The following is a 23,709-nucleotide window of genomic DNA, read 5'->3' as shown; positions in this document are numbered from 1 at the left end:
CTCCCCGTGCTGAATCTCTCCCTCCTGCTGGAGGACTCCGCCCGCCGCTACCCGGACCGGGACGCCCTCGTCCTCGGGGACCTGCGTATGACCTACGCAGAGCTCGACGCCCGCTCGAATCAGGTTGCCAACCTGTTGATCTCGAGGGGCGTGGAGCCCGGTGACCGCGTGGCGATGTCGTTCCCGAACGTACCCGAGTTCCCGATCGTCTACTTCGGGATCCTCAAGGCCGGGGCCGTCGTCGTCCCGCTGAACATCATGCTCAAAGGACGCGAGATCGCCTACCACCTGGAGGACTCCGGTGCCCGGGCCTACTTCTGCTCCGAGGGCACCGCCGACCTGCCGATCGGGGAGTTCGGCCGCGCCGGATTCGAGGACGCGCCGCAGTGCGGTGACCTGTTCCTCGCCACCACCGACCCGGGTGCCGTGGCGTCGGGTCACGGCGTCACATCCCTTCGTGCCGCGCTTGCGGACCGGTCCGAGGAGTTCGGCTCGGCGGTGCGCGGGCCGGACGACACCGCGGTGATCCTCTACACCAGCGGTACGACCGGAAAGCCCAAGGGAGCCGAGCTGACCCACGCCAACATGGTGATGAACGCCGTGACCGCGAACCGGCTGTTCGACAGCAACCCGATCCGCCACGACACGTCCCTCGTCACGCTGCCGCTGTTCCACTCCTTCGGACAGACCGTCGTCATGAACGCGGGCCTGTCGGTCGGGGCCACCCTGGTGCTGCTGCCCAGGTTCGAGGCGACGGCAGCCCTGCGGCTCATGGTGGACGAGGGCATCACCGTGTTCGCGGGGGTACCCACCATGTACTGGGCGTTGCTCGGTGCCCTCGACACGATCGACACGACCGGCACCGCCGGGGCGAACACGACCGGTACGTCGGGGGTTGACGTCGCCCGGATCGCCCGCACCATCCGTCGGGCGATCTCGGGCGGGGCGGCGATGCCAGTGGAGATCCTCAACCGGTTCTCCGAGCGTTTCGGGGTGCAGATCCTGGAGGGCTACGGCCTCTCCGAGACCTCGCCCCTGGCCCTCTTCAGCGACCCCGAGCGGGACCCGCGTCCGGGGTCCATCGGGGTGCCGGTGTGGGGTGTCGAGGCCCGGCTGGTGGACGACGAGTGGAACACGATTGCGGAGTCGGGCCGGGTCGGGGAGATCGCCCTGCGCGGGCACAACGTCATGAAGGGGTATCTGGGTCGGCCCGACGCGACCGCCGAGGTGATGCGGGACGGCTGGTTCCGCACCGGTGACCTCGCCCGCTGCGACCACGACGGCTTCTACTACATCGTCGATCGCGCGAAGGACCTCATCGTTCGCGGTGGATTCAACGTCTATCCGCGGGAGGTCGAGGAAGTCCTGATGACCCACGAGGCGGTCTCCCTCGCGGCGGTGATCGGCGTTCCGCACGAGAGCCACGGCGAGGAGGTGAAGGCGTACGTCATCCTCGAGTCGACGGCCCGGATCGGCGAGGCCGAGCTGATCGCGTGGTGCCGGGACCGGATGGCGGGATACAAGTACCCCCGATCCATCGAGTTCACCACCGTCCTTCCGATGACGGCAACCGGCAAGATCCTCAAACGCGAACTCGTCGCACAAGTCTGACCAGGTCGCCCGCGGGGCCCTCGAGTTGGCGCGGTGGCCGCCACACGGCGCGGAGGGTGCGGTCGAGGTGGAGGTCCTCCACCTCGACCACCTTCAGCTCGCCGGACTCGACCTGGGCGGACACCGCGAGGGTGCTCATCACCGCAGGCCCGACCCCGCTGAGCACACTGGTTCTGATGGCAGCAGCGCTTCCGAGTTCGAGAAGCGGTGCTGCCCTGTCGTATTCGTGCAGAGCGAGGTCGAGGGTGGTTCGGGTTCCGGATCCGGGCTCACGGACGACGAGTGGGGTCGCCGCGAGCTCGGCAACCGACAGCGGGCGCCTGCGGCGGGTCCACGGGTGGCGCGGGTCGACCACGACAACCAGGCGGTCGCGCGCGACGGCCACGCTGTGCAGTGCGCGGGGTACCGTCGGGGACTCGACGAACCCCACATCGCACGCGCCCGTGGAGACGTCGTCGAAGACCTGCGTCGAATTGCGCACCTGCAGGTGGATCGTGACGTTCGGATCCATCCGCCGGAACTGACCGAGCCAGGCGGGCATCAGGTGCTCGGCCACCGTCATGCTCGCGCTGACGGTCAGTTCCGCGGCGCGCTTCTCCCGCATGCCCGCGGCGACGTCGAGTAGTTGCCGGGCATCGTCGAGCACCTTTCTGGACCAGTGGGCGATCACCGTGCCCTCGGGTGTCAGCGTCGAGCCCGTGGGCTTTCGCTGCAACAGCGGTGTTCCGACCTGTGCTTCGAGACGTTTGATCGACCGGCTCGCGTTCGGCTGGGCGATTCCGGCGATTCGGGCTGCGGCGCTGAGGCTTCCGTGGTCGTCCACGCCGACGATCAATTCGAGGACGCCGAGATCCGGCCAGCCACTGAACATGCGAACAGCATATGTCATCGCGTCCATGCATATCAGTTCGATATGTGGCAATGGCAAGATGGCGGCTACCGCGGAGGAGCGTGGTGCAGCAGTGTTTTCGGTATGTCCAGTGATGTTCGAGAAGTTGCGCAGTCGAGTGCCGATTCCCGGTCGAATTCGTCCGGTGGTCCGGTCCGGACGCGGGCGGCGGGCGTCGCAGCGGGCGTCGCGCTGTGCGCGGTGGGGGCCGCGTTCGCGATGGGGATCGGCCGCCTGGTCCCGGCGGTCAACCCGATGCTGATCGCGATCGTGACGGGCGCCGTGGTGGCGAACCTCGTCACGGTGCCCGGCTGGATCCGGCCGGGCCTGGACTTCTCGGCCAAACGGCTCCTGCGGGTCGGCGTCGCGCTGCTCGGACTGCAGCTGATGTTCAGCGACGTCGTCGGTCTCGGCTGGGGGGTGATCGCCGTCGTGGTGGCGATTGTCGTGCTCGGCATCGTGGGAACGATGTACGCGGGCAAGCTGCTCGGCCTGACGTGGACGCAGCGCATCCTCATCGCGTGCGGATTCTCGATCTGCGGGGCGGCCGCCGTCGCCGCCGCAGACGGTGTCGTCGATGCCAAGGAGGAGGAGCTGCTCACCGCTGTGGCGTTGGTCGTCGTCTTCGGGACGTTGATGATCCCGGCCGTCCCGCTCCTCGCCCACATCCTCGGACTGACCGACCGGCAGGCGGGGATGTGGGCCGGCGGCTCGATCCACGAGGTCGCGCAGGTGGTGGCGGCCGGTGGCGTGATCGGCGGCGGCGCGCTTGCGGTGGCGACGGTGGTCAAGCTCGCCCGGGTGCTGATGCTGGCCCCCGTGATGGCCTACCTCGGCGCCCGGCAGAGGCGGCTGGCCAAGAATGGCGTTGCGGAATGCAAGCAGCCCCCGCTGGTCCCCGTCTTCGTCATCGGCTTCCTCGCATGTGTGGCACTGCGCTCGAGTGGTCTGTTGCCGCAGGTTCTCGTCGACCAGGCCAAGCTGGCGCAGACCGCGCTGCTGACCACCGCGATGTTCGCCCTCGGTCTCGGTGTCCGGGTGAGCCTGCTCCGTTCGGTCGGCCCCCGGCCGTTCGTACTGGCCGCAGTGTCCACGGTGTGGGTGGCCTCCATCGCACTGGCGGGTACCTGGCTGGTGGCCTGAATCCCGGCGTGGTCGCCGGAACCGCATCTAGGGTGACGGGCGTGAACGTGAACCGCGAAACCGTCGAACTTCGGGGCGGCGCAGGCGTCATCGCCGCCGACCGCTGGACCCCTGCCACCGGAACCGCCGAGCGGGGAGCGGTGGTGATGCTGCACGGAGGCGGCCAGACCCGGCACTCGTGGGACCGGGCCGCGGCAGGGATCGCCGCCGACGGCTGGACCGTCCACACCCTCGACGCCCGTGGTCACGGCGAGAGCGACTGGGCACCGGACGGGGACTACCGGATCGGCGGTCTGGTCGCCGATCTGCGCGGAGTGGTCGATCAACTGGGGGAGCGGCCCGTCGTGTTCGGGGCGTCCCTCGGCGGAATGACCGGACTGATCACCGAGGGCGAGCACCCGGGCACCGTCCGCGCGCTCGTCCTCGTCGACATCACCCCCAAGGTCGAGCCGGAGGGTGTCAAGCGGATCACCGCCTTCATGACCAGCCGTCCCGACGGCTTCGCCGACCTCGACGAGGTCGCCGACGCCGTCGCCGCCTACCAGCCGCACCGCACCCGGCCGGCCAACGTCGAGGGGCTGCGCCGCAACCTCCGTGAACGTGAGGACGGGCGGCTCCACTGGCACTGGGACCCGGCGTTCACCGCCCAGCGCGCCGACGGCGAGACCCCGGTCGGCAGTCACGCCCGCATGGTCGCGGCGGCGCGGGCCGTCACGGTACCGACCCTGCTCGTGCACGGCGGCCGGTCCGACATCGTGAGCGAGGACGGCGTCGCCGAGCTGCTGGAACTGATCCCGCACGCGACGGCGGTCAACGTGTCGGAGGCCGGGCACATGGTCGCCGGTGACGACAACGCCGTGTTCGTCGCCGAGGCGGGCGGCTTCCTCGACGCCCTCCACTCCGGCCGTCACGTCGGGTAGCTGCTGCCCTCGTCGCCCCGCCGCGAGATGATGGACACCCATGCGGCCGCGAGCGCGGATCGCGACGGACACGAAGAGGAGAAACGCAGATGGCCTTCGCAGGCAATGTGGACGAGCTGGCTCTGCTGCAGTCGGTGCGGCTCAAGGGCGCGGTGACGCCCCCAGTGCTCGCCCTGCAGCTGGGGGTCGCGGAGTCCTCCGCGCAGGCCGCGCTCACCGCACTGGTGGAGATGGGCCGCGCCGTCGCCGACGAGAGCGGATCCGTTTCGCTCACCGCGGCGGGCATCGCCGAGCTCGACGATCAGCTGGACGCCGAGCGGGTCTCCATCGACGAGTTTCTCTTCGCCGAGGTCGTCGAGCGGTTCGAGCCCCTGGACGCCGAGTTCGCGGGTGTCGGTGGGGACGCGGACAAGCTGGCCGATCTGGACCGCCGCGCGGCCGATGTCTTCGACGACGTCTCGGCGTACGTGCCCCGGCTCGCGCGCTACCAGGAACTGCTCGCCGACACCGTCGCCGACCCCGACGCCTACGCGGTGGTGTGGTCCGAGCTGCGGCAGGAGATCCTCAGCGCTGCCGGTCGCTGACCCACGCGACGGCCGCGGCCCCCACACCGGACGGTGTGGGGGCCGCGGCCGTTCGGTGCCGAGAGGGATCAGGCCGGCCGGTGGAACCCGTCGACGAACACGGTCGTGATGTCCGCGGCCATCTTCTCCAGGGGCACCGCGTCGGACGGGACGTACCATTGCGAGGTCATCCACACTGCGTTGCGGATGAGCATCCGAAAGACCTCGGGATCGATGTCGTCGCGGAAGGTGCCCGCCTCCACGCCGGCGACGATCGTCTCGGACCAGATGCCCTCGATCTCGGCGCCCTCGTCGCCAAGGCCGGACTCGACCATCCGCTCCTGCATGTAGTCCGGCTCGTTCTGCCAGATCCGGGTGGCGTGCGGGTGGTTCCGGCCGGCCTCGAGCGCGGCGAGGACCAGCATGCGCAGCCGGGTCAGGGGATCCGGGTCGCCCGCCTGGACCGCGCCGAAGCGCTGTTCGAGATCCTGGAAGTACTCGCGGATGATCTCGACGACGATCGCTTCCTTCGACGGGAAGTAGTGATAGAGCGTCCCCGAGTACACGCCGACCGCGTCCGCGATCTGCCGGACCGTGGTTGAGGCAACGCCCTTCGCGGCGAAGACCTCCGCCGCGCGGTCGAGTATCTGGCGTTTGCGTTCCTGCGGGTCCATGAGCTGCACAGTATCGGGTGTCCGCTGAGCTGATCGAACGCTTGATCAACATTCGTGACCGGCCCCACACTTGCCGCCGCGATCCGGAACCGGCCGGATCCGCGGACGAGGAGGCATGTATGGGTGTGTTGACGGGGCGGGTGGCGCTGGTGACCGGTGCCGGACAGGGGATCGGGCGCGGGATCGCGTTGGCCCTGGCGTCCGAGGGTGCGGCGGTCGCGGTGGTCGGGCGGACCCCGGCGCCCCTGGAGGCCACGGTCGCCGAGATCAGGCGGCGCGGTGGCGACGCGGAGGTCTTCCGTTGTGATGTCACCGATCTGGACGCCATCCGGCGCACGGTCGCCGGGGTCGTCGACAGATTCGGCGGCCTGACGATTCTGGTCAACAACGCACAGACGGCGGCGCACGGCCGGCTGCTGGATCTGGACGAGGGTGTCTACGACGAGGCGGCGGCCTCCGGTCCGCTGGCGACGCTTCGGCTGATGCGCGAATGTCATCCACACCTGCGCGGCGGAGGGTCGGTGGTGAACCTGGCGTCGTCGGCGGGTGTCCGGTGGGACCCTTCGGGATTCGGTGGGTACGCGGCGGCCAAGGAGTCGATCCGAGTCTTCACCCGCACCGCGGCGTGCGAATGGGGCGGCGACGACATCCGCGTCAATGCGGTGCTGCCGCTGGCGGACACCCCGATGATGCGCGAGTGGAGTGAACTGGCTCCGCAGGAGTACCGGGCGTATCTGGAGACGGTGCCGTTGGGTCGGTTGGGCGACGCGGAACACGACATCGGGCCCGCGGTGGTGTTCCTGTGCAGTCCGGCCGCCCGATACGTGACCGGACATTCGCTGACGGTCGACGGTGGACAGGCGCTGATGCGCTGAACCAGCGAACTCACCGAACCGGCGGAAAAGAGTACAGCTCAACGGAACAACGATTCTTCGGCCGCCGCATCCCTCGTAGTGTCGCTCGAAACCGACGCAGCGGCGGGCCGTTCGCGACAGGACGGCCGGCCCGGTTCGGCTACACGGCGGCTGGGCCGCCTCGAATGCACGGCGGCTGGGCCGCCTCGAATGCACGGCGGCTGGGCCGCCTCGAATGCACGGCGGCTGGGCCGCCTCGAACACACCGAAGGGAAGGACCGTGGCAATGCAGGAGCTCGACTGCCGGACATGTGGGAATCCGGTGCTGGTGGAGACGTACAGCCCCACCCACACCAGCGTCCAGTGGCTCGAGGATGCGTCGGTGCGGTGCGCCGAGTTTCGCGCACTCGCACAGCAGGGTGTGAACACCGCGAGCGTGCCCTCCTGCGCCGCGCTCAAGGCCACGGTGGACGAGGCGGTCCGCAGCGGCCGCCTCGTGGAGTCGGGGCGCACCTACCCCGTTCCCGGCCGTCTGCGTTGAACGCGCTGTATCTCGCGCCGTAGGACCCTGTCGTGCCCCGGTGTCGTCAACCAACCAGGGACTTCCGGCACGACGACCGATCGACCGGTCGGGACAGCCCGCCCGACCGGTGACCACAGGATCAATTTGGAGGAGACATGACCGTCGACTCGGCCACCGAGCCCGAAGTCAGGAACATCGAGACCGGGAGCAACCCCACCCGCTATGCACGCGGCTGGCACTGCATCGGTCTGGCGGACTCGTTCCGCGACGGCAAGCCGCATCAGGTGAAGATCTTCGGCACCGACCTGGTGGTGTGGGCGGACACCGCCGGAAAGCTCAACGTGCTGGACGCATTCTGCCGGCACATGGGCGGCAACCTGGCGATGGGTGAGATCAAGGGCGACGACATCGCCTGCCCGTTCCACGACTGGCGGTGGGGCGGAAAGGGTCGCTGCACGTCCATTCCCTACGCGCGCCGGGTACCTCCGCTCGCGAAGACGCGGAGCTGGATCAGCCTGGAGCGCAACGGATTGTTCTTCGTCTGGAACGATCCGCAGGGCAACCCGCCCCCGCCCGAGGTCACCATCCCCGAGATCGAGGGGTGGGGCACCGACGAGTGGAGCGAATGGACCTACACGTCCTTCCTCGTCGAGGGCTCGAACTGCCGTGAGATCGTCGACAACGTCGTCGACATGGCGCACTTCTTCTACGTGCACTTCCAGATGCCGGAGTTCTTCAAGAACGTCTTCGAGGGTCACGTCGCGTCGCAGCACATGCGCTCGTACGGGCGCGACGACATCCAGACCGGTGTGCAGTTGGACATGCCCGACGCCGAGACGGTGTCGGACGCGTCGTACCACGGTCCGTCCTTCATGCTCGACACCGTTTACACGATCGCGGGCGGGAACAAGGTCGAGACCAAGCTGATCAACTGTCACTACCCGGTCACCCAGGACTCGTTCGTGCTCCAGTTCGGCACCACGGTCAAGCGGATGGAGGGCGTCTCCGACGAGGAGGCCACGGCGATGGCGACGATGTTCACCGAGGGTGTCGAGACCCAGTTCAAGCAGGACATCGAGATCTGGAAGCACAAGTCCCGGATCGAGAACCCGCTGCTGACCGAGGAGGACGGTCCGGTGTACCAGCTGCGGCGCTGGTACCAGCAGTTCTACGTGGACGTCGAAGACGTCACCGAGGACATGACCAAGCGGTTCGAGTTCGAGGTCGACACCACCCGGGCCCGGCAGAACTGGGCCACCGAGGTCAAGGAGAATCTCGCCAAGATGGCGGCCGAGCAGTAGTCGGTCCGATCGCGAACTGTGCCCCCTGTGTGAACACGCAGGGGGCACAGCTGTTTTCGTCGATCGGACGCGACGGTTGGTTCCGAACGGTGTCGTCGGACCGAGGTGGCGAGCCTCAGGCGGGGACACCGTGCATCGAGCGTGGCTCGTCGATCCGGCGCCATGCCGTCAGCGCCGCCATGCGCACCGGCGCGACCAGGGCCCAGGCATTGATCCGGTCGCTCGGTCCGCAGGCGGAGATCGCGCCGACCGTGGTCCGTCCGTCGCCGATCGCCGCGGCCACGCAGGACGCGCCGACCACCGCTTCGTTCCGATCGAATGCGACCGACCGCTCACGGATGCCGGCGAACTCGCGGCGCAGTTCCGACGGGTCCGCAATGCTGTGCGGGGTGGCGGCGGCCCGGTCGGCCATCGCGAGTTCCGGATCCGCACCGGTCGCCGCGAGCATCGCCTTGCCGAGGGCGGTGTGGACCGCCGCCCGGCGCCCTCCGACCCGGGACGGAAGTGTCATGGAGAAGCCGTTGCCGATTCGCTCGAGGTAGAGCACATCGGGTCCGTCGAGCACCGCGAGATGGATCGTCAGGCCGGTGGTGGCGTGCAGTTGGTGCATGACCGGCAGCGCGGCGCGGTGCACGCTGTCGTGGTGCCGGGCGAGCGACCCGAGCTCGAACATCTTCATGCCGAGTTCGTAGGCGTGCCCACGGCGCCGGATCCACTGCAGGCGAAGGAGTTGCACGAGCATTCGGTGCGTGGACGACCGCGGGAAGCCGGTGCGCCGGGACAGCTCCGAGAGGGTGAGGCGCTCGCTGTCGTTGAAGGCATCGAGCAGGATCGAGACGCGGTCGAGCACTGCGACCGGGGAGTTTTCTTCGCTCGACATGGTGTTTCGCGGACCTCCGTAATCGATACGTCGACGAGCCGGGGACGCACCACGGGTCGCCATTGAGCAAGCGATCAATCAATATGAGAGCGACTATAGCAGCGGTCGTGACGGCCGTCACGTTGCCGGGTTGGGCCGGCCCGCCCGCTGCGGGTCGCGCGCCTTCGTGACCCCGGCGGCGAGTACGGCACGGCCCTCGCCGCCGCCGTCCAGCAGACGGTTCGTCCGCGTCGTCACCCGCCAGCCGTGGGTGGTCCGGGCCAGTTCCCACCGGTTCGCGCTCAGCCGGGTGACCCGGAAGCTCTCGTCGTTGGGGTGTTTGGTGACCAGTTGCGTGTAGAGCGTGGCCACCGCGGTGTCGCCGGTGACGGTGACGTGGGCGGGGCCTGCGACGTGCCCGCATCCGCCGTCGACGAACCCCACGTGCATCTCCGAGGACACCATTGCCGCGATCTCCGCGCGACCCTCGAGGCGCCCGGTGTCGACGTCGTACACCCCGTCCTCGGTCCAGATCTCCGCCACGACCCGCTCGGCGCGGGTGTCGACGGCCGGGCCGTACGAGTAGATGAGCGTGGTGATGTCGAGATGGTCCTGGAGGAGACGGACCCGTTCCTCGAGCGTCCGCAGGCGCCGCTCCGTGTTGTCGGCGTCCACCCTGTCGACGTTTTCGTTGATGGTCATCGCGGTCCTTTCGATGGGCCCGGGCGCGGGGTGCGGAACCGGGAAAGCCGTCGCCCTTCCTAGCCGAGGGCGTTCGGGTCCGCCGCCGGGTTTCCGTCCAGCCGAATGCGGATTCGGTTCGGGCTCGCGCGCTTTCGTGGCTTCTCCCAGTGCGAACCGAGACCGTTCCGTTCATCGGAACACCGCTGTCGGCTCGCAGCGGCGCTGACTACGGTTCGCGGACAGGGCGAAATGTGATCCCGGTGACGGACCGGGCCCTCGCGGGGCCACCGGGCCGCCCCGGATCTTCGTGGTGCCGGCCGTTCCGGTCTTCGGTGGGGGGACACCGTCCGGCCACCGCGGTTTGAATTACATCGAATGTGAGGATGCAATGGGACAGGTGCTCGACCGGATCATGGCGCACGCGGACGAGATTCGTGCGCAGGCCCCCGAAGGGGACAGGCTGATGCGCCTGCCGGACACCACGGCCAAGACGCTGCGGGAATCCGGCGTGATCCGGATGCTGCAGCCGAAGGAGTACGGCGGGTTCGAGGCGCACCCGCGCGAGTTCGCGGAGACCGCGATGGCGATCGGCGCAATCGACGGTGCCACCGGATGGGTCTCCGGGATCGTCGGTGTCCACCCGTGGGAGCTCGCCTTCTTCGACCCGAAGGCGCAGGACGAGGTCTGGGGCGCCGACCACGACATGTGGATGGCCTCGCCGTACGCGCCGATGGGCGTCGCGGTCCCCGTGGACGGCGGCTACATTCTCACCGGCCGATGGTCGTTCTCGTCCGGCACCGACCACTGCGGGTGGGTCATGATCGGTGCCGCGGTCGGCGACAAGGACGGCAACCGCACCGACCAGGTCCTGCACGTGCTGCTCCCGCGCAGCGACTACGAGATCGACCAGGACAGCTGGAATGTGATCGGCCTGCGCGGGACCGGCTCGAAGGACCTGATCGTCAAGGATGCGTTCCTCCCGTCCCATCGCACGATCGATGCCGACATCGTCCTCAGCGGCAACGGTGCCAAGCACGCCGGTCGCGACGAGACGCTGTACAAGTTCCCGTTCTCGTACATCTTCCCGCTGGGCATCACCTCGTCGCTGATCGGCATGACCGAGGGCGCGCTGGCCTGCTACATCGCCGCGCAGAAGGAACGCGTCCAGGTCACCGGTGTCCCCATCAAGGAGGACCCGTACGTCCTCTTCGCGATCAGCGAGGCCGCATCGGAGATCTCCGCCGCGCGAATCACGTTGCTGGAGACGGTCGACCGCTTCTGGGACAAGACCGATCGCGGCGAGGAGATCGGCTTCGAGGAGCGGGCGATCGGCCGCCGCACCCAGATCTCCTCCGCGTGGCGAGCGGTGCGGGCCATGGACGAGGTCTTCGCCCGTGCCGGCGGTGGCGCGGTGCACCTGAAGACGCCGATGCAGCGGTTCTGGCGCGACGCGCACGTCGGTCTCACCCACGCCATTCACGTGCCCGGCATGATCTACCACTCCGCGGCCCTCACCCAGCTCGGTGGCGACCCGCAGGGCGCGTACCGCGCCATGATCTGACCGCGCGCACCGCGGAATGATCTGACCCCCTTCACCATTCGAGGACGACTGACATGACAGAACTGAGAGGTCTCGGCTACCTCCGCATCCAGACACGGGACGTGCCGCGCTGGCGTGAGCTGCTCCTGGACGGTCTCGGCATGGCCGAAGGTTCCGGCCCCGAGCCCGACGGCTTCTACGCCCGCGTCGACGAACGTCGCGCCCGCATCGCGGTGCTTCCCGGTGATTCCGACAGGGCCCTGGCCGTCGGCTGGGAGGTGCGTGACGAGTTCGCGCTCGAGCGGGTGCGTGAGGGCGTCGAGAAGTCCGGACGGACCGTCGAGGTGTTGTCGCGGAAGGACAGCACGTACCTCGACGCCGAGCAGGCGATCGCGTTCGCCGACCCGGCGGGCACCCGCCTCGAGGTGTTCCACGGCCCGGTTCTCGACCACACCCCCGTGGTGACGCCCTTCGCCGGACGCTGGGTAACCGGCGGGCTCGGTCTCGGTCACGTGGTGCTGCCGGCGGCGAACTTCGACGAGACGTACGAGTTCTACACCCAGGTCCTCGGCTTCCTGCCGCGCGGCTCGATCCGACTCGACGACGAAGGCCTGTCCCGGGTGCGCTTCCTCGGCATCAACGAGCGCCACCACAGCCTCGCGCTGTGCCCCGCTCCGCCGAACGAGGAGCCGGGCCTCGTCCACCTGATGACCGAGGTCGACACCCTCGACGCGGTCGGCCAGGCGCTGGACCGGGTCAACCGCAACGACTTCTCGATCTCGTCGACGTTGGGCCGGCACACCAACGACAAGATGATCTCGTTCTACGTCCGCGCCCCCGGCGGGTGGGATCTCGAGTTCGGTACCGAGGGCATGCTCGTCGACGAGCGGCACTACACGTCGGAGGAGATCACCGCCGACGCCTACTGGGGTCACGACCAGTCGGCGGCCGAGCCCCTCGCCGCCTTCATTCCCTGACGTGCCGACCCGGGGTGGGGTGACTCAGGTCACCTCACCCCCTTTCGGGGGTGGTTCGGACGTGAGCCGCGTCACTACCTTTTCTCGCAGTCCCGGCGAGCACGCCGGGCCCCATCTGCTCTGAGAAGAGGGACCCATGACGACAGTGTCGCCAGCGTCGGAGACCGCGGCAGCGCCCGCGACTCGGACGAGCGTGCGCCGAGTGGCCGTCGCCAGTTGCATCGGCACCACCATCGAGTTCTACGACTTCTTCATCTACGGGACGGCCGCCGCGCTGGTCTTCCCGACCGTGTTCTTCCCCGCCCTCGGTTCCACCGCGGGCACTGTGGCCTCGTTCGCCACGTTCGCGGTCGCGTTCATCGCCCGCCCGGTCGGGGCGATGCTCTTCGGGCACTACGGTGACCGGATCGGGCGGAAGAAGACCCTGGTCTCCACCCTGCTCCTGATGGGCATCTCGACGCTGCTCATCGGCCTGCTGCCCAGCGCCGACACGATCGGCGTCGCGGCCCCCCTGATCCTGGTGCTGCTGCGGTTCGCGCAGGGCTTCGCGGTCGGCGGCGAATGGGCCGGCGCGACTCTGCTCACCGCCGAATACGCACCCCCCGGCAAACGCGGCCTCTACGCGATGTTCCCGCAGCTCGGTCCGGCCATCGCCTTCATCCTCTCCTCGGGAACCTTCCTGGTCACCGGTTCGATCCTCGGCGACACCAACGACACCTTCCTCGCCTGGGGCTGGCGGGTGCCGTTCCTGTTCTCCATCGTGCTCGTGGCGATCGGCCTCTACATGCGCCTGGCGATCGAGGAGACGCCCGTCTTCCGGGCGAATCAGGCTGCGCCGCAGGAGGTGCGGCGGCTGCCCTTCGCGGACGCCTGGCGTCACCAGAGCAAGGAGATCATGCTCTCCGCCGGAGCCCTGGCCACCCTGTTCGCGTTCTTCTACATGGGCACCGCGTTCCTGACCAGCTACGGCACCAAGACGCTCGGCTTCTCGCGACCCTTCGTGCTCTCCGTCGGCATCGCTTCGGCGTTCGTGTTCGGGGCCGCGATCATCGTCTCCGCGCTGTACTCGGACCGGATCGGTCGCCGCAAGGTGATCATGGCGTCCTGCGTCGCGGCACTGGTCTGGGCGCTGGCACTGTTCCCGCTCCTCGACACCGGTTCGCCGGCCGCGTTCGCGATCGGCATGTTCGGCACGCTGACGATCTTCGGCGTCGCGTACGGCCCCTGCGGCGCACTGCTGCCGGAGATGTTCCACACCCGCTACCGGTACACCGGTGCCGGGCTCGGATACAACCTCGCCGGCGTGCTCGGCGGCGCGATCCCGCCGCTGATCGCGGCGCCACTCGCGTCCTCCTTCGGGGGCATCGCCATCGGCGTGATGCTGGCCGCGCTCGCAGTGCTCAGCTTCTTCTGCACCCGGGCCCTGGTCGAGACGAAAGACCTGTCGCTCTAGCTCGGACGGGCGGGGTGTTCGGTTCCCGGACAGTTACCGGCACCTCGCCCGCAGGAGTATGTCGTGGGTCACAATTGTGTGAGTAGCTTCGATTTCAGAGGCATCCGGCCGCCGGGTGCGAGGGAGGACTGACGATGACCGGGACCGCGCCCGCCGCGCCGAGTGCACTGCCCAGCTACGGGTCGGGTGTGTGGGACGCCCCGATGCTGGGGGACACCATCGGCGGCAACCTGGACCGGACGGTGGCCGCGTACGGCGACCGTGACGCCCTCGTCGACCACGCCGGTGGCAGGCGCTGGACGTATGCCGAGTTCGGCGCCGAGGTCGACGCCCTCGCTGCCGGACTCCTGGGGCGCGGAGTGCGCAAGGGGGACCGGGTCGGCATCTGGTCCCCGAACTGCCCGGAATGGACGATCGTGCAGTACGCGACCGCGAAGATCGGCGCCATCCTGGTCAACATCAACCCCGCCTACCGGTCACACGAGCTGCAGTACGTGCTCGAGCAGGCCGGCATCGCGATGCTGATCTCCGCGGCGAGTTTCAAGACCTCCGACTACGCCGCGATGATCGAGCTGGTACGGCCGAACTGTCCGGACCTGGACTCGGTGATCCTGCTCGGCAGTGACGCGTGGCATCGGCTCGTCGCCGACGGGCGCGCCGCGCACACCGCCGACCCGACCGCGGTGGCGCAGGCCCAGGCCGCGCTGTCCGCGGACGATCCGATCAACATCCAGTACACCTCGGGCACAACGGGATTCCCGAAGGGTGCCACGCTCAGTCACCACAACATTCTCAACAACGGCTACTTCGTCGGCGAGTTGTGCCACTACACCGAGCTCGACCGCGTGTGTATCCCGGTGCCGTTCTATCACTGCTTCGGCATGGTCATGGGGAACCTCGCCTGCACCAGCCACGGTGCCGCCATGATCATCCCGGCGCCGGCGTTCGACCCGAAGGCCACCCTCGCTGCCGTGCAGGCAGAGCGCTGCACCTCCCTGTACGGGGTGCCGACGATGTTCATCGCAGAGCTCGCCGACCCGGACTTCGCGAGCTACGACCTGTCGAGCCTGCGGACCGGCATCATGGCGGGATCGCCCTGCCCGGTCGAGGTGATGAAGCAGGTCATCGAACAGATGGGCATGAGCGAGGTCTCCATCTGCTACGGCATGACCGAGACCTCGCCGGTCTCGCTGCAGACCCGCTCCGACGACACCATCGACCAGCGCGTGTCCACCGTCGGCCGGGTCGGCCCGCACCTGGAGGTCAAGATCGTCGATCCGGCAACGGGATTGACTGTGCCGCGCGGTGAGCCGGGGGAGTTGTGCACTCGCGGCTACTCGGTGATGCTCGGCTACTGGAACAACCCGGAGAAGACCGCCGAGGCCATCGATGCGGCGAGGTGGATGCACACCGGCGACATCGGGGTGATGGACGCGGACGGGTACGTCGCGATCACCGGACGTATCAAGGACATGGTGATCCGCGGCGGCGAGAACATCTACCCGCGCGAGATCGAGGAGTTCCTCTACACCCACCCCGACATTCTCGATGCGCAGGTGATCGGTGTGCCCGACGACAGGTACGGCGAGGAATTGATGGTGTGGGTGCGGATGCGCGAGGGCGCCGCACCGCTCGACGCCGATGCGCTGCGCGACTACTGCGCCGGCAAACTCGCCCACTACAAGATCCCCCGCTACGTCCACGTCGTCGACGAGTTCCCGATGACGGTCACCGGCAAGGTCCGCAAGATCGAGATGCGCGAGAAGTCGCTCGAGCTGATCGGCCGGGGCTAGGGCAGCGGACCCATGACAGCGGACGGTGCACAGACGGTCCGGCCCGAGATCGCGCTGTCCTGGAAGCGATCCGCGCTCAGCGGGGTCGACCCGGACCGTGCGTTCGACGCCACCCCGACCGACGACCTGGACTTCACCAGCCGGCTGCTTCGCGCGGCCCGGCCGGTGCTCGACGAGGTAGGCCTGCAGATCGCGGGCACCGAACTGTGTCTGCTGCTTGCCGACCCGGACTGCCGCATCGTGGCCAGGGTGTTCGACAATCCGGCGGTGGAGCGGCGGATGGAACGGCTCGGTGTCGTCGTCGGATCACGTTTCGGGGAGGACCGGGCGGGGACCAACGCGCTCGGGACGCCGCTGGAGGTGCGCCGCGGCGTCGTGGTCAACGGAGCAGAGCACTACCTCGAACAGTTCAAGGATCTGAGCTGCTACGGGCATCCGATCATCCATCCGGTCACCCGCCGGGTCGAGGGAATCCTCGACATGACCTGCATCGGCCCGCAGGTGAACTCGTTGTTCGCGCCGTTCCTGCAGCGGGCCGCCGATGATATCGAGCGGCGGCTGCTGGCGGGAGCACGCGCATCCGAGCAGCGTCTGGTCGACGCGTTCCACCGCGTCTCACCCCAGCGGCAGACCGCGGTCGCCGCGATCGGGGAGGACCTGCTGCTGTCCAACCGCGCCGCCCAGGAGATGCTGGGCGGCGCCGATCACGCGGTGCTGCGCGGGCTGGCAGCGGATCTGAAACCCGACCAGTCCCGCACCGTGCACCTCGAACTCGCGTCCGGGGAGGCGGTCACCGTGCGGGCCGACCGGGTCGCGGGCGCGGACGGCGGGGCGCTGTTTCTCGTGGAGCCCGTCGACCGTCAGGCGACCCCGGTACCGAGGGGGAGCGCGAGAGTCGAACCGGGGCAGCGGGTCCGGCGTGAACTCGAGCGGCTCCGGGCCGCGTCCGGGTCCGTGGCGGTGCTCGGTGAACCCGGGTCGGGTCGCACCGTCACCGCGCGGGATGTCGCCGGTGACGATCCGGCGTGGTGGTTCGATGCGTCGGACATCGTGCTGCGTGGTCTCGATTCCTGGATCGGCGATCTCGCGCCGCGTCTGGTCGGACGTGGAGTCGTCGTCGTGGAGGAGGCGCAGTTGCTGCCGGAGGCGGCGCTCCCGTTGCTGGCCACGGCGCTCGCCGGCGAGGAACCGCGCATCGTGCTCACCGCCTGCCCCGAGGCCGACCTGCCCCGGCCGGTCGCGTCACTGATGGCGCGGTGTCCCGAGCGGGTGACGCTGCCCCCGCTGCGTGAGCGTCGCGACGAGGTGGCCGACCTCGCGCAGGCGATGCTCGACGAGTGCGCGCCGGGAACCCGCCTGACCGGCTCGGCGCGCGAGGCCGTGGCGGCGGCCCGGTGGCCAGGGAACCTCGCCGAGCTGAGAGTGGTGATGGCGCAGGTGGCGGCCGCCCCCCGCGCCGCGATCACGGTCGACGACCTGCCACCGCGGTATCGGACCTCCGATCGGGTGAGCAGGCTCGGTGGCCGTGAGCGGGCCGAGCGTCAGGCGATCGTCGACGCGCTTGCGGACTGCTCCGGAAACAAGGTGCACGCGGCCGCGCAGCTGGGGATCAGTCGCAGCACGCTGTACACCCGCATGCGCGCACTCGACGTGAGCGCTTCACGCCCGTGAGGGTTCCTACGTCTGCCGTCAACCCCGGGAGCATTCGAACACCGGCCGCATGATCTCGGTGCGGGTCGACGAGGAAGTGTCGACACTGTCACGCAGACACAGCCCGCTCGAGCCAGTTGAACACGGGCGACAGCGTCTCGGGCGCGGACCAGCCGTTGACCACGGCGAGGAGTTCGATGTACCTCTCGCGGCGGGGGTCTTGCACCAGGGTGAGCCAATCGAGCAACCGCCGCCGCACCTGGGGGCCAACAGGTAGGTCCACGGTTCGAGCGAAATTCGCCACGACTGCATCGACCACGGCAGCGGCCGCCGGCGAGGCCGGGTCGATGTTTGCGGTCAGCGCCGGGCCGACGAGGTCGCAAATCACGGCCGCGGTGTCTCGGTGCACGCCGACGCCGTGGTGCGCGAGATCGACGGCGAAATGGTCGGTCACGCCCATCATGACCTTCCGGAACTCGTTGTCCTGCATCAGCTCGGCCAGCTCCACCCACGCCGTGATCTGCTCCGGTTCCGGATCGTCCGGCAGCTCTGGCGTCAGCGTGCGCATGATGCCCTGGACGGCCGCTTCGCTCGCCGCGCCTCCGAACGCTCCGTCGAGGAACGTGTCGACCAATGCACGCCGTTCCCCCTCTGCCATCGCCGCGAGGGCCGGCACCGTGGTCATCGCGGCGGGGGTCGATCCTCGCGCGGCGACCGCCTGCAGGAGTGAGCGTCGTATCCGGAGCAGTCGGATCTGAACCGCCAATGCATCGGCATGCTTTTCCGCGACGTCGGCCAGCGCGGCTTCCCGATCCACCACCTTCCGGATCGTCTCCAGATCCAAGCCCAGATCGCGAAGGGTACGGACGAACTCGAGTCGGACGGTGGCGTCGACACCGTAGCGGCGGTGCCCTGCCGAACTTCGGCCCGCGGGCGGAACGATTCCTCTGTCGGCGTAGTACCGAATCGTCTTGACGGTCAGTCCGGTGTGCCGCGCGAGATCACCGATGGACAGCCAGGTGTCGTCTTCCATGTCCCCACTCTGGTATCTCCCCCTGCAGGAGACGCAAGCGGATTCGGCGCCGGCCGGGACGTGATGCGCCGACCGCCCGAGTGGGCAGGAAGCCATCGAGCTGTCCCCACGGCCTCCTACCGCACGCTACGACCCGTCGGTTCGAACACGACGCCGCTCCGACGTACAAGTCGGAAGCTCACCCCTGCGGTGGTGGAGTCCACTCGCGGGCGGGGTGACGCTCAGGTGTCCGAACCTTGGACAGTTGGCACCCCGAAACTTGGCGAACTATGGCGTACGTCACATCGTCAGTTCGAAGGAGTTCCGATGACAGCGATCGCCGACTTCCCGCTGGCCGCCCGGGTCCAGGGTTTCCTGGCCGGAGGCCCGAAGAAGCTCTTGATCGGGGGCGAGTGGGTGGAGGCGGCCTCCGGTCGCACCTTCCCGACGTACGACCCGGCCACCGGCAACGTGCTCACCGAGGTCGCGCATGGCCAGGCCGAGGACGTCGACCGGGCGGTGCGGGCGGCGCGGCGGGCGTTCGACGAGGGGTCGTGGGCGTCGATGAAGCCGAATCAGCGGGAGCGGCTGATCTGGCGCGTCGGGGACATCCTCAGTGAGCGAGCCGAGGAGTTCGGACAGTTGGAGGCCCTCGACAACGGCAAGTCCGCGGGCATCGCGTCCGCCGTCGACGTGGCCTGGGCCGCGGACGTGTTCCGCTACTACGCGGGCTGGGCCACCAAGATCGAGGGCAGCACCGTCAACGTGTCGATGCCGTTCGCCCCCGATGCCCAGTTCCACGCCTACACGCTGCGCGAACCGGTCGGCGTGTGCGGGCTGATCGTGCCGTGGAACTTCCCGCTGCTGATGGCGGCGTGGAAGCTGGCTCCCGCCCTCGCCGCCGGCAACACCGTCATCCTCAAGCCTGCCGAGCAGACACCCCTCACCGCACTGCTGCTCGGAGAGGTGTTCCAGGAAGCCGGATTCCCGCCCGGCGTGGTCAACATCGTCAGCGGCTTCGGCGACGCCGGCGCCGCGCTCTCGGCCCACGAGAGTGTCGACAAGATCGCGTTCACCGGATCGACCGAGGTGGGCAAGAAGATCGTCGACGCGGCGAAGGGCAACCTGAAGAAGGTCACCCTCGAACTCGGCGGCAAGAGCCCGAACATCGTGTTCGCGGACGCGGACTTCGACGCCGCCGTGGAGGGGTCGCTGAACGCCTGGCTGTTCAATCACGGGCAGTGCTGTGTCGCGGGGACTCGACTCTTCGTGGAGGACAAGATCTTCGACGAGTTCACGCAGGCCGTCGCAACCGCGGCCAGTCAGGTGAAGATCGGCCCCGGCCTCGATCCCGCCACCCAGCTCGGGCCGCTGGTGTCGCAGGAACAGTTCGACAAGGTCACCGGCTACCTCGCCGCCGGGCTCGCGGACGGCGCGCGGGCGCTCACCGGCGGCAAGCGCTGGGGCGAGACCGGCTACTTCGTCGAACCGACCGTGTTCGTGGACGTCAAGCCCGAGTTCTCGATCGTGCGCGAGGAGATCTTCGGTCCCGTCGTCGCGGCGCTGCCGTTCAACGCGGAGACCGGCGTCGCCGCCGCGGCCAACGACTCGATCTACGGCCTGGCCGCGGGAATCTGGACCAAGGACATCTCCAAGGCGCACCGCACCGCCCGGCAGATCAAGGCAGGGTCGGTGTGGATCAACCAGTACAACGGCTTCGACACCGCGATGCCGTTCGGCGGCTACAAGCAGTCCGGTTGGGGCCGAGAACTGGGTGCCGCCGGCCTCGACGCCTACACGATCACCAAGTCCGTCAACGTCGCACTCTGACCGGTTTCGTCTCGCAGAAGGAGAATCACATGAAGACCACAGCAGCAGTCCTGCTCGAGGCCGGTAAGCCGTTCGAGATCATGGAACTCGAACTCGACGGACCCGGTCCGGGCGAGGTACTGATCAAGTACACCGCCGCGGGCCTGTGTCACTCGGACCTGCACCTGACGGACGGGGACCTGCCGCCGAGGTACCCGATCGTCGGCGGGCACGAGGGCTCCGGGATCATCGAGGAGGTCGGCCCGGGCGTCACCAAGGTCAAGCCGGGCGATCACGTCGTGTGCAGTTTCATCCCGAACTGCGGCACCTGTCGCTACTGCTCGACGGGTCGGCAGAACCTGTGCGACATGGGCGCCACCATCCTCGAGGGGTCGATGCCGGACGGCACGTTCCGGTTTCACTCCAAGGGAACGGATTTCGGTGCGATGTGCATGCTCGGCACCTTCGCCGAGCGGGCCACCATCTCCCAGCACTCGGTCGTCAAGGTGGACGACTGGCTGCCGCTCGAGACCGCGGTTCTCGTCGGGTGTGGCGTGCCGTCCGGGTGGGGCACCGCCGTCAACGCGGGTAATCTGCGTGCCGGGGACACCGCCGTCGTCTACGGCGTCGGAGGGCTCGGCATCAACGCGATCCAGGGTGCGGTGAGCGCGGGCTGCAAGTACGTCGTGGCGGTGGACCCGGTTCCGCTCAAGCGGGAGACCGCGCTGAAATTCGGTGCCACACACGCCTTCCCCGATGCGGCGAGCGCGGCCGAGAAGGTGGCGGAGCTGACCTGGGGACAGGGCGCGGATGCGGCCCTCATCCTGGTCGGCACCGTCGACGAAGAGGTCGTCTCCGCCGCGACCGCCGTGATCGGCAAGGGCGGCACCGTCGTCATCACTGGACTCGCCGACCCAACGAAGCTGACCGTGCACGTCTCGGGCTGCGACCTGACCCTGAACCAGAAGACCATCAAGGGGTCGCTGTTCGGGTCGATGAACCCGCAGTACGACATCGTCAAGCTGCTGCGTCTCTACGATGCGGGCCAGCTGAAACTCGACGAGTTGGTCACCACGCAGTACCGCCTCGAAGACGTCAACCAGGGCTACCAGGACCTGCGAGACGGCAAGAACATTCGAGGCGTGATCGTGCACTCGCAGTAGTCCGTGCCGTCGCGGGGGTTCCTCTCGGTGCCGCACTGTGCCACCATCGAAGGGTTACAGACTTCTCGTGCGGTTCGGTGTCCGAGAGGAGATCCGCAATGTTCTGGAACATCGTTGGCACCATCATCTTCGGTGCCGTCATCGGGGTACTCGCCCGCCTCGTCCTGCCCGGCAAGCAGGCGATGGGGTGGGTGATCACCGTGGTGCTCGGCATCGCGGGCGCACTCATCGGGTACTGGGTGTGGAACGGCCTGCTCGGCAAGGGTGACACCAGTGGGATCGACTGGATCCGCTGGGTCATCAGCATCGCGGCCGCAGCCGTGCTCGCTCTCGGGTACCAGGCGATCTCGCGGGGTATGGACCACTCCGGTCACGCCAGACACGCGTAGTCCTCGGGTGACGCCCGCTCGGCGTCGTCCGGGTGCATGATCACCGAGATCCCCCCGCGCCGGACCGCGCGGGGGGATCCCACGCGTGCGAGGATCCCCTCCGGGGTGCGCACAGACAATCATCGGAGGACATGCGCTGTGGTGGTGGACGCCGGTCGCAGGACCTATGCGGTCGCGGTGGTTCTCGCCGCCCTGGCCGGCTACGTCGACGCGATGGGGTTCATCACGCTCGGCGGATTCTTCGTCTCGTTCATGAGCGGCAACACCACCAGGATGGGTGTCGCCGCCGTCGACGGGAACTGGCACCCGGCGCTCGTCGGTGCAGGGGTCATCGGCCTGTTCGTGCTCGGAGTCGTCCTCGGCGCGCTCGTCGGTGAACGGGCCGGGACCCGGCGCGGCTCGGTGGTCATGATCGTGGTGGCCGTCCTGGTCTCGATCGCGGCAGTGGTGTCCGGCTTCGGTCCGGAGCAGGTTGTCATCGCGGCACTGGCACTGGCGATGGGTGCCGAGAACACGGTGTTCGACCGCGGTGACGGGGCGTCGATCAGCCTGACCTACATGACCGGGACGCTGGTGAAACTGGGGCGCAGCATCGCCGCCGCAATGACGGGTGGTCCGCGCTGGGAGTGGACCCGGTTCGCGGGTCATTGGGGTGGCCTGCTGACGGGCGTCGCCGCCGGGACCGCCGTCCACCACGGTGTCGGGTTGGCGGGGCTGTGGGTCGCCGTCGTTACGGCTCTGGCGCTCGCGGTGGCCTTCGCGAACCGGTCCCGCTCGGCCTGAACCCTGCTCGGGAATCCGGCCGCGGCCTCACCGCGGCGGGTACATGATGACGGCGACCCCGGCCAGGCAGATCAACGCGCCGATCAGGTCCCAGCGGTCGGGGCGGAAGCCGTCGAGGGCCATCGCCCACACCAGTGAGCCTGCGACGAACACGCCGCCGTACGCGGCGAGGATGCGCCCGAAGTTCGCGTCCGGCTGCAACGTCGCGACGAAACCGTAGACGCCGAGCGCGATCACCCCGAGCCCGGCCCACAGCCAGCCGCGGTGCTCGCGCACACCCTGCCACACCAGCCACGCGCCGCCGATCTCGAACACGGCGGCGACGGCGAACAGGGCGACGGACTTCGCGACGGTCATGGGCGCGACGATATCCGCGAACCGGATTCGGGTCGGGGCGGACCTCGCAACGGGGCCGGTGGGCCTACCGTGGACGGTGTGCAGGCGCGGCGAGCGGCCGACGGCCACCGCCTCGCGTCACACTCCCGGCGCCAGTGCCGCGAAGGTCATTCGCCGCAGCACGTCGCGGGTGTGCGTGGGGGTGGTCCGCGCCGCGCTGTGCGGTGTCGAGTTGATCAGGCCGAAGGTTGCGTGCGCCTTGGTTCGGGCCTCGGTCTCCGACAGTGCCGGGTCCGTTTCCCGCAGCACCTGCACCCACAGCTCGACGTACCGGCGCTGGAACTGGCGCACCTGCCGGCGCGCGGCCTCGGGCAACGACCCGAGGTCGCGGTCCTGGACCCGGATCAGGTCGGACTCGCCGAGCGCGAAGTCCAGATGGAACTCGATCAGACCGGCGAGCGCGGAGGGCGCGTCCCGCGCGGATTCGACCACGTCGGTGCCGCCGTCGAACAGGCGCGCACTGATGTCCACCAGCAGTTCGACCAGCAACGCCTCCTTGTTGGAGAAGTGCCGGTAGACGGCGGGGCCGCTGATGCCCACCGCGGAGCCGAGGTCCTCGAGGCGCACCCCGGCGTATCCGCGCTCGGCGATCAACCGGGAGGCGGCCTGCAACAGCTGACGGCGCCGGTCGGCCTTGGCCTGGCTGCGACGGGTGGGTGCCGGAGCTTCCGCGGTGTTGGGCTCCGACACGCGGGTTCTCCTCTCCGGATGGGGGTCTGGACA

The 23,709-nt window shown here is 68.8% G+C and carries 23 protein-coding genes; 16 read left to right on the top strand and 7 right to left on the bottom strand.

The window, feature by feature from the left end:
- Positions 1-6 precede the first annotated feature (6 nt).
- Complete coding sequence (locus tag ACWEPG_RS09220; protein ID WP_450114547.1) at positions 7-1,611, top strand: long-chain-fatty-acid--CoA ligase; 1,605 nt, start codon at positions 7-9, stop codon at positions 1,609-1,611.
- Here ACWEPG_RS09220 and ACWEPG_RS09215 read toward each other — a convergent pair.
- Positions 1,583-2,482 (bottom strand): LysR family transcriptional regulator, encoded by a 900-nt coding sequence (locus ACWEPG_RS09215; RefSeq protein ID WP_450114546.1) that lies wholly within the window; start codon positions 2,480-2,482, stop codon positions 1,583-1,585. The two genes, ACWEPG_RS09220 and ACWEPG_RS09215, sit on opposite strands and share 29 nt — an antisense overlap.
- Before the next feature lie 102 nt (positions 2,483-2,584).
- On the opposite strand from ACWEPG_RS09215, the gene ACWEPG_RS09210 reads away from it, so the two are divergent.
- The 3 genes from ACWEPG_RS09210 to ACWEPG_RS09200 all read left to right on the top strand — a co-directional run bounded on the left by ACWEPG_RS09210 (position 2,585) and on the right by ACWEPG_RS09200 (position 5,147).
- Complete coding sequence (locus ACWEPG_RS09210) at positions 2,585-3,643, top strand: YeiH family protein (protein WP_450114545.1); 1,059 nt, start codon at positions 2,585-2,587, stop codon at positions 3,641-3,643.
- A 41-nt stretch (positions 3,644-3,684) separates the two neighbouring features.
- Positions 3,685-4,563 carry an alpha/beta fold hydrolase gene (locus ACWEPG_RS09205; RefSeq protein ID WP_450114544.1) on the top strand — a complete coding sequence of 293 codons (879 nt, stop codon included), beginning with the start codon at positions 3,685-3,687 and terminating at the stop codon, positions 4,561-4,563.
- A gap of 89 nt (positions 4,564-4,652) precedes the next feature.
- Positions 4,653-5,147, top strand: coding sequence for a hypothetical protein (locus tag ACWEPG_RS09200; RefSeq protein ID WP_450114543.1), 495 nt, complete (start codon positions 4,653-4,655; stop codon positions 5,145-5,147).
- 68 nt (positions 5,148-5,215) lie between these two features.
- Here ACWEPG_RS09200 and ACWEPG_RS09195 read toward each other — a convergent pair whose 3' ends face one another.
- Positions 5,216-5,800 (bottom strand): TetR/AcrR family transcriptional regulator, encoded by a 585-nt coding sequence (locus tag ACWEPG_RS09195; RefSeq protein WP_450114542.1) that lies wholly within the window; start codon positions 5,798-5,800, stop codon positions 5,216-5,218.
- Positions 5,801-5,919: 119 nt separating this feature from the next.
- Here ACWEPG_RS09195 and ACWEPG_RS09190 point away from each other — a divergent pair, with 119 nt between their 5' ends.
- From ACWEPG_RS09190 to ACWEPG_RS09180, 3 genes are all read left to right on the top strand, one after another.
- A complete protein-coding gene (locus ACWEPG_RS09190; protein WP_450114541.1) occupies positions 5,920-6,675 on the top strand; it encodes an SDR family NAD(P)-dependent oxidoreductase in 756 nt (251 codons plus the stop codon).
- A gap of 265 nt (positions 6,676-6,940) precedes the next feature.
- Positions 6,941-7,195: a hypothetical protein gene (locus ACWEPG_RS09185; protein ID WP_450114569.1), complete on the top strand. Its 255-nt coding sequence runs from the start codon at positions 6,941-6,943 to the stop codon at positions 7,193-7,195.
- Positions 7,196-7,332: 137 nt separating this feature from the next.
- Positions 7,333-8,478, top strand: coding sequence for a Rieske 2Fe-2S domain-containing protein (locus tag ACWEPG_RS09180; RefSeq protein ID WP_450114540.1), 1,146 nt, complete (start codon positions 7,333-7,335; stop codon positions 8,476-8,478).
- A 115-nt stretch (positions 8,479-8,593) separates the two neighbouring features.
- Here the strand turns inward: ACWEPG_RS09180 and ACWEPG_RS09175 are convergent, their stop codons facing one another.
- Complete coding sequence (locus ACWEPG_RS09175; protein ID WP_450114539.1) at positions 8,594-9,358, bottom strand: IclR family transcriptional regulator; 765 nt, start codon at positions 9,356-9,358, stop codon at positions 8,594-8,596.
- Positions 9,359-9,475: 117 nt separating this feature from the next.
- Entirely contained in the window at positions 9,476-10,039 is a 564-nt protein-coding gene (locus ACWEPG_RS09170; protein WP_452594302.1) for a nuclear transport factor 2 family protein, read from the bottom strand.
- Positions 10,040-10,409: 370 nt separating this feature from the next.
- Between ACWEPG_RS09170 and ACWEPG_RS09165 the strand changes: the two genes are divergently transcribed.
- From ACWEPG_RS09165 to ACWEPG_RS09145, 5 genes are all read left to right on the top strand, one after another.
- Positions 10,410-11,582, top strand: a complete 1,173-nt coding sequence (locus ACWEPG_RS09165; protein WP_452594301.1) for a hydroxylase — start codon at positions 10,410-10,412, stop codon at positions 11,580-11,582.
- Between the two features lie 53 nt (positions 11,583-11,635).
- Positions 11,636-12,538 (top strand): biphenyl-2,3-diol 1,2-dioxygenase, encoded by a 903-nt coding sequence (bphC, locus tag ACWEPG_RS09160; RefSeq protein ID WP_450114536.1) that lies wholly within the window; start codon positions 11,636-11,638, stop codon positions 12,536-12,538.
- A gap of 136 nt (positions 12,539-12,674) precedes the next feature.
- Positions 12,675-13,991, top strand: a complete 1,317-nt coding sequence (locus ACWEPG_RS09155; RefSeq protein ID WP_450114535.1) for an MFS transporter — start codon at positions 12,675-12,677, stop codon at positions 13,989-13,991.
- A 203-nt stretch (positions 13,992-14,194) separates the two neighbouring features.
- On the top strand, positions 14,195-15,784 hold the full coding sequence (locus ACWEPG_RS09150) for an AMP-binding protein (RefSeq protein WP_450114568.1): 1,590 nt from the start codon (positions 14,195-14,197) through the stop codon (positions 15,782-15,784).
- 12 nt (positions 15,785-15,796) lie between these two features.
- A complete protein-coding gene (locus ACWEPG_RS09145) occupies positions 15,797-17,455 on the top strand; it encodes a sigma-54-dependent Fis family transcriptional regulator (RefSeq protein ID WP_452594300.1) in 1,659 nt (552 codons plus the stop codon).
- 88 nt (positions 17,456-17,543) lie between these two features.
- Here ACWEPG_RS09145 and ACWEPG_RS09140 read toward each other — a convergent pair whose 3' ends face one another.
- The gene (locus tag ACWEPG_RS09140; protein ID WP_452594299.1) at positions 17,544-18,467 is read right to left on the bottom strand and encodes a helix-turn-helix domain-containing protein; all 924 of its coding nucleotides are present in this window, start codon (positions 18,465-18,467) and stop codon (positions 17,544-17,546) included.
- A gap of 306 nt (positions 18,468-18,773) precedes the next feature.
- Between ACWEPG_RS09140 and ACWEPG_RS09135 the strand changes: the two genes are divergently transcribed.
- From ACWEPG_RS09135 to ACWEPG_RS09120, 4 genes are all read left to right on the top strand, one after another.
- Positions 18,774-20,276 carry an aldehyde dehydrogenase family protein gene (locus ACWEPG_RS09135; protein ID WP_452594298.1) on the top strand — a complete coding sequence of 501 codons (1,503 nt, stop codon included), beginning with the start codon at positions 18,774-18,776 and terminating at the stop codon, positions 20,274-20,276.
- A gap of 29 nt (positions 20,277-20,305) precedes the next feature.
- Positions 20,306-21,418, top strand: coding sequence for an NDMA-dependent alcohol dehydrogenase (locus ACWEPG_RS09130; RefSeq protein ID WP_450114532.1), 1,113 nt, complete (start codon positions 20,306-20,308; stop codon positions 21,416-21,418).
- A gap of 98 nt (positions 21,419-21,516) precedes the next feature.
- Positions 21,517-21,807, top strand: a complete 291-nt coding sequence (locus ACWEPG_RS09125; protein WP_452594297.1) for a GlsB/YeaQ/YmgE family stress response membrane protein — start codon at positions 21,517-21,519, stop codon at positions 21,805-21,807.
- Positions 21,808-21,945: 138 nt separating this feature from the next.
- Positions 21,946-22,590 (top strand): YoaK family protein, encoded by a 645-nt coding sequence (locus tag ACWEPG_RS09120; RefSeq protein ID WP_452594296.1) that lies wholly within the window; start codon positions 21,946-21,948, stop codon positions 22,588-22,590.
- Positions 22,591-22,617: 27 nt separating this feature from the next.
- Here the strand turns inward: ACWEPG_RS09120 and ACWEPG_RS09115 are convergent, their stop codons facing one another.
- Entirely contained in the window at positions 22,618-22,947 is a 330-nt protein-coding gene (locus ACWEPG_RS09115; RefSeq protein WP_452594295.1) for a YnfA family protein, read from the bottom strand.
- A 117-nt stretch (positions 22,948-23,064) separates the two neighbouring features.
- Entirely contained in the window at positions 23,065-23,676 is a 612-nt protein-coding gene (locus ACWEPG_RS09110; RefSeq protein WP_452594294.1) for an SACE_7040 family transcriptional regulator, read from the bottom strand.
- Positions 23,677-23,709 lie beyond the last annotated feature (33 nt).

Source organism: Rhodococcus sp. NPDC004095 (assembly GCF_053604015.1).
This window is presented reverse-complemented; position numbering and strand designations above follow the sequence as displayed.

Bases quoted from the DNA above. Each gene is read 5' to 3' on its own strand.
- ACWEPG_RS09215 (WP_450114546.1), bottom strand. From the start codon at position 2,482: ATGTTCAGTGGCTGGCCGGATCTCGGCGTCCTCGAATTGATCGTCGGC.
- ACWEPG_RS09210 (WP_450114545.1), top strand. From the start codon at position 2,585: ATGTCCAGTGATGTTCGAGAAGTTGCGCAGTCGAGTGCCGATTCCCGG.
- ACWEPG_RS09200 (WP_450114543.1), top strand. From the start codon at position 4,653: ATGGCCTTCGCAGGCAATGTGGACGAGCTGGCTCTGCTGCAGTCGGTG.
- ACWEPG_RS09195 (WP_450114542.1), bottom strand. From the start codon at position 5,800: ATGGACCCGCAGGAACGCAAACGCCAGATACTCGACCGCGCGGCGGAG.
- ACWEPG_RS09190 (WP_450114541.1), top strand. From the start codon at position 5,920: ATGGGTGTGTTGACGGGGCGGGTGGCGCTGGTGACCGGTGCCGGACAG.
- ACWEPG_RS09185 (WP_450114569.1), top strand. From the start codon at position 6,941: ATGCAGGAGCTCGACTGCCGGACATGTGGGAATCCGGTGCTGGTGGAG.
- ACWEPG_RS09180 (WP_450114540.1), top strand. From the start codon at position 7,333: ATGACCGTCGACTCGGCCACCGAGCCCGAAGTCAGGAACATCGAGACC.
- ACWEPG_RS09175 (WP_450114539.1), bottom strand. From the start codon at position 9,358: ATGTCGAGCGAAGAAAACTCCCCGGTCGCAGTGCTCGACCGCGTCTCG.
- ACWEPG_RS09170 (WP_452594302.1), bottom strand. From the start codon at position 10,039: ATGACCATCAACGAAAACGTCGACAGGGTGGACGCCGACAACACGGAG.
- ACWEPG_RS09165 (WP_452594301.1), top strand. From the start codon at position 10,410: ATGGGACAGGTGCTCGACCGGATCATGGCGCACGCGGACGAGATTCGT.
- bphC (WP_450114536.1), top strand. From the start codon at position 11,636: ATGACAGAACTGAGAGGTCTCGGCTACCTCCGCATCCAGACACGGGAC.
- ACWEPG_RS09155 (WP_450114535.1), top strand. From the start codon at position 12,675: ATGACGACAGTGTCGCCAGCGTCGGAGACCGCGGCAGCGCCCGCGACT.
- ACWEPG_RS09150 (WP_450114568.1), top strand. From the start codon at position 14,195: ATGCTGGGGGACACCATCGGCGGCAACCTGGACCGGACGGTGGCCGCG.
- ACWEPG_RS09145 (WP_452594300.1), top strand. From the start codon at position 15,797: ATGACAGCGGACGGTGCACAGACGGTCCGGCCCGAGATCGCGCTGTCC.
- ACWEPG_RS09140 (WP_452594299.1), bottom strand. From the start codon at position 18,467: ATGGAAGACGACACCTGGCTGTCCATCGGTGATCTCGCGCGGCACACC.
- ACWEPG_RS09135 (WP_452594298.1), top strand. From the start codon at position 18,774: ATGACAGCGATCGCCGACTTCCCGCTGGCCGCCCGGGTCCAGGGTTTC.
- ACWEPG_RS09130 (WP_450114532.1), top strand. From the start codon at position 20,306: ATGAAGACCACAGCAGCAGTCCTGCTCGAGGCCGGTAAGCCGTTCGAG.
- ACWEPG_RS09125 (WP_452594297.1), top strand. From the start codon at position 21,517: ATGTTCTGGAACATCGTTGGCACCATCATCTTCGGTGCCGTCATCGGG.
- ACWEPG_RS09115 (WP_452594295.1), bottom strand. From the start codon at position 22,947: ATGACCGTCGCGAAGTCCGTCGCCCTGTTCGCCGTCGCCGCCGTGTTC.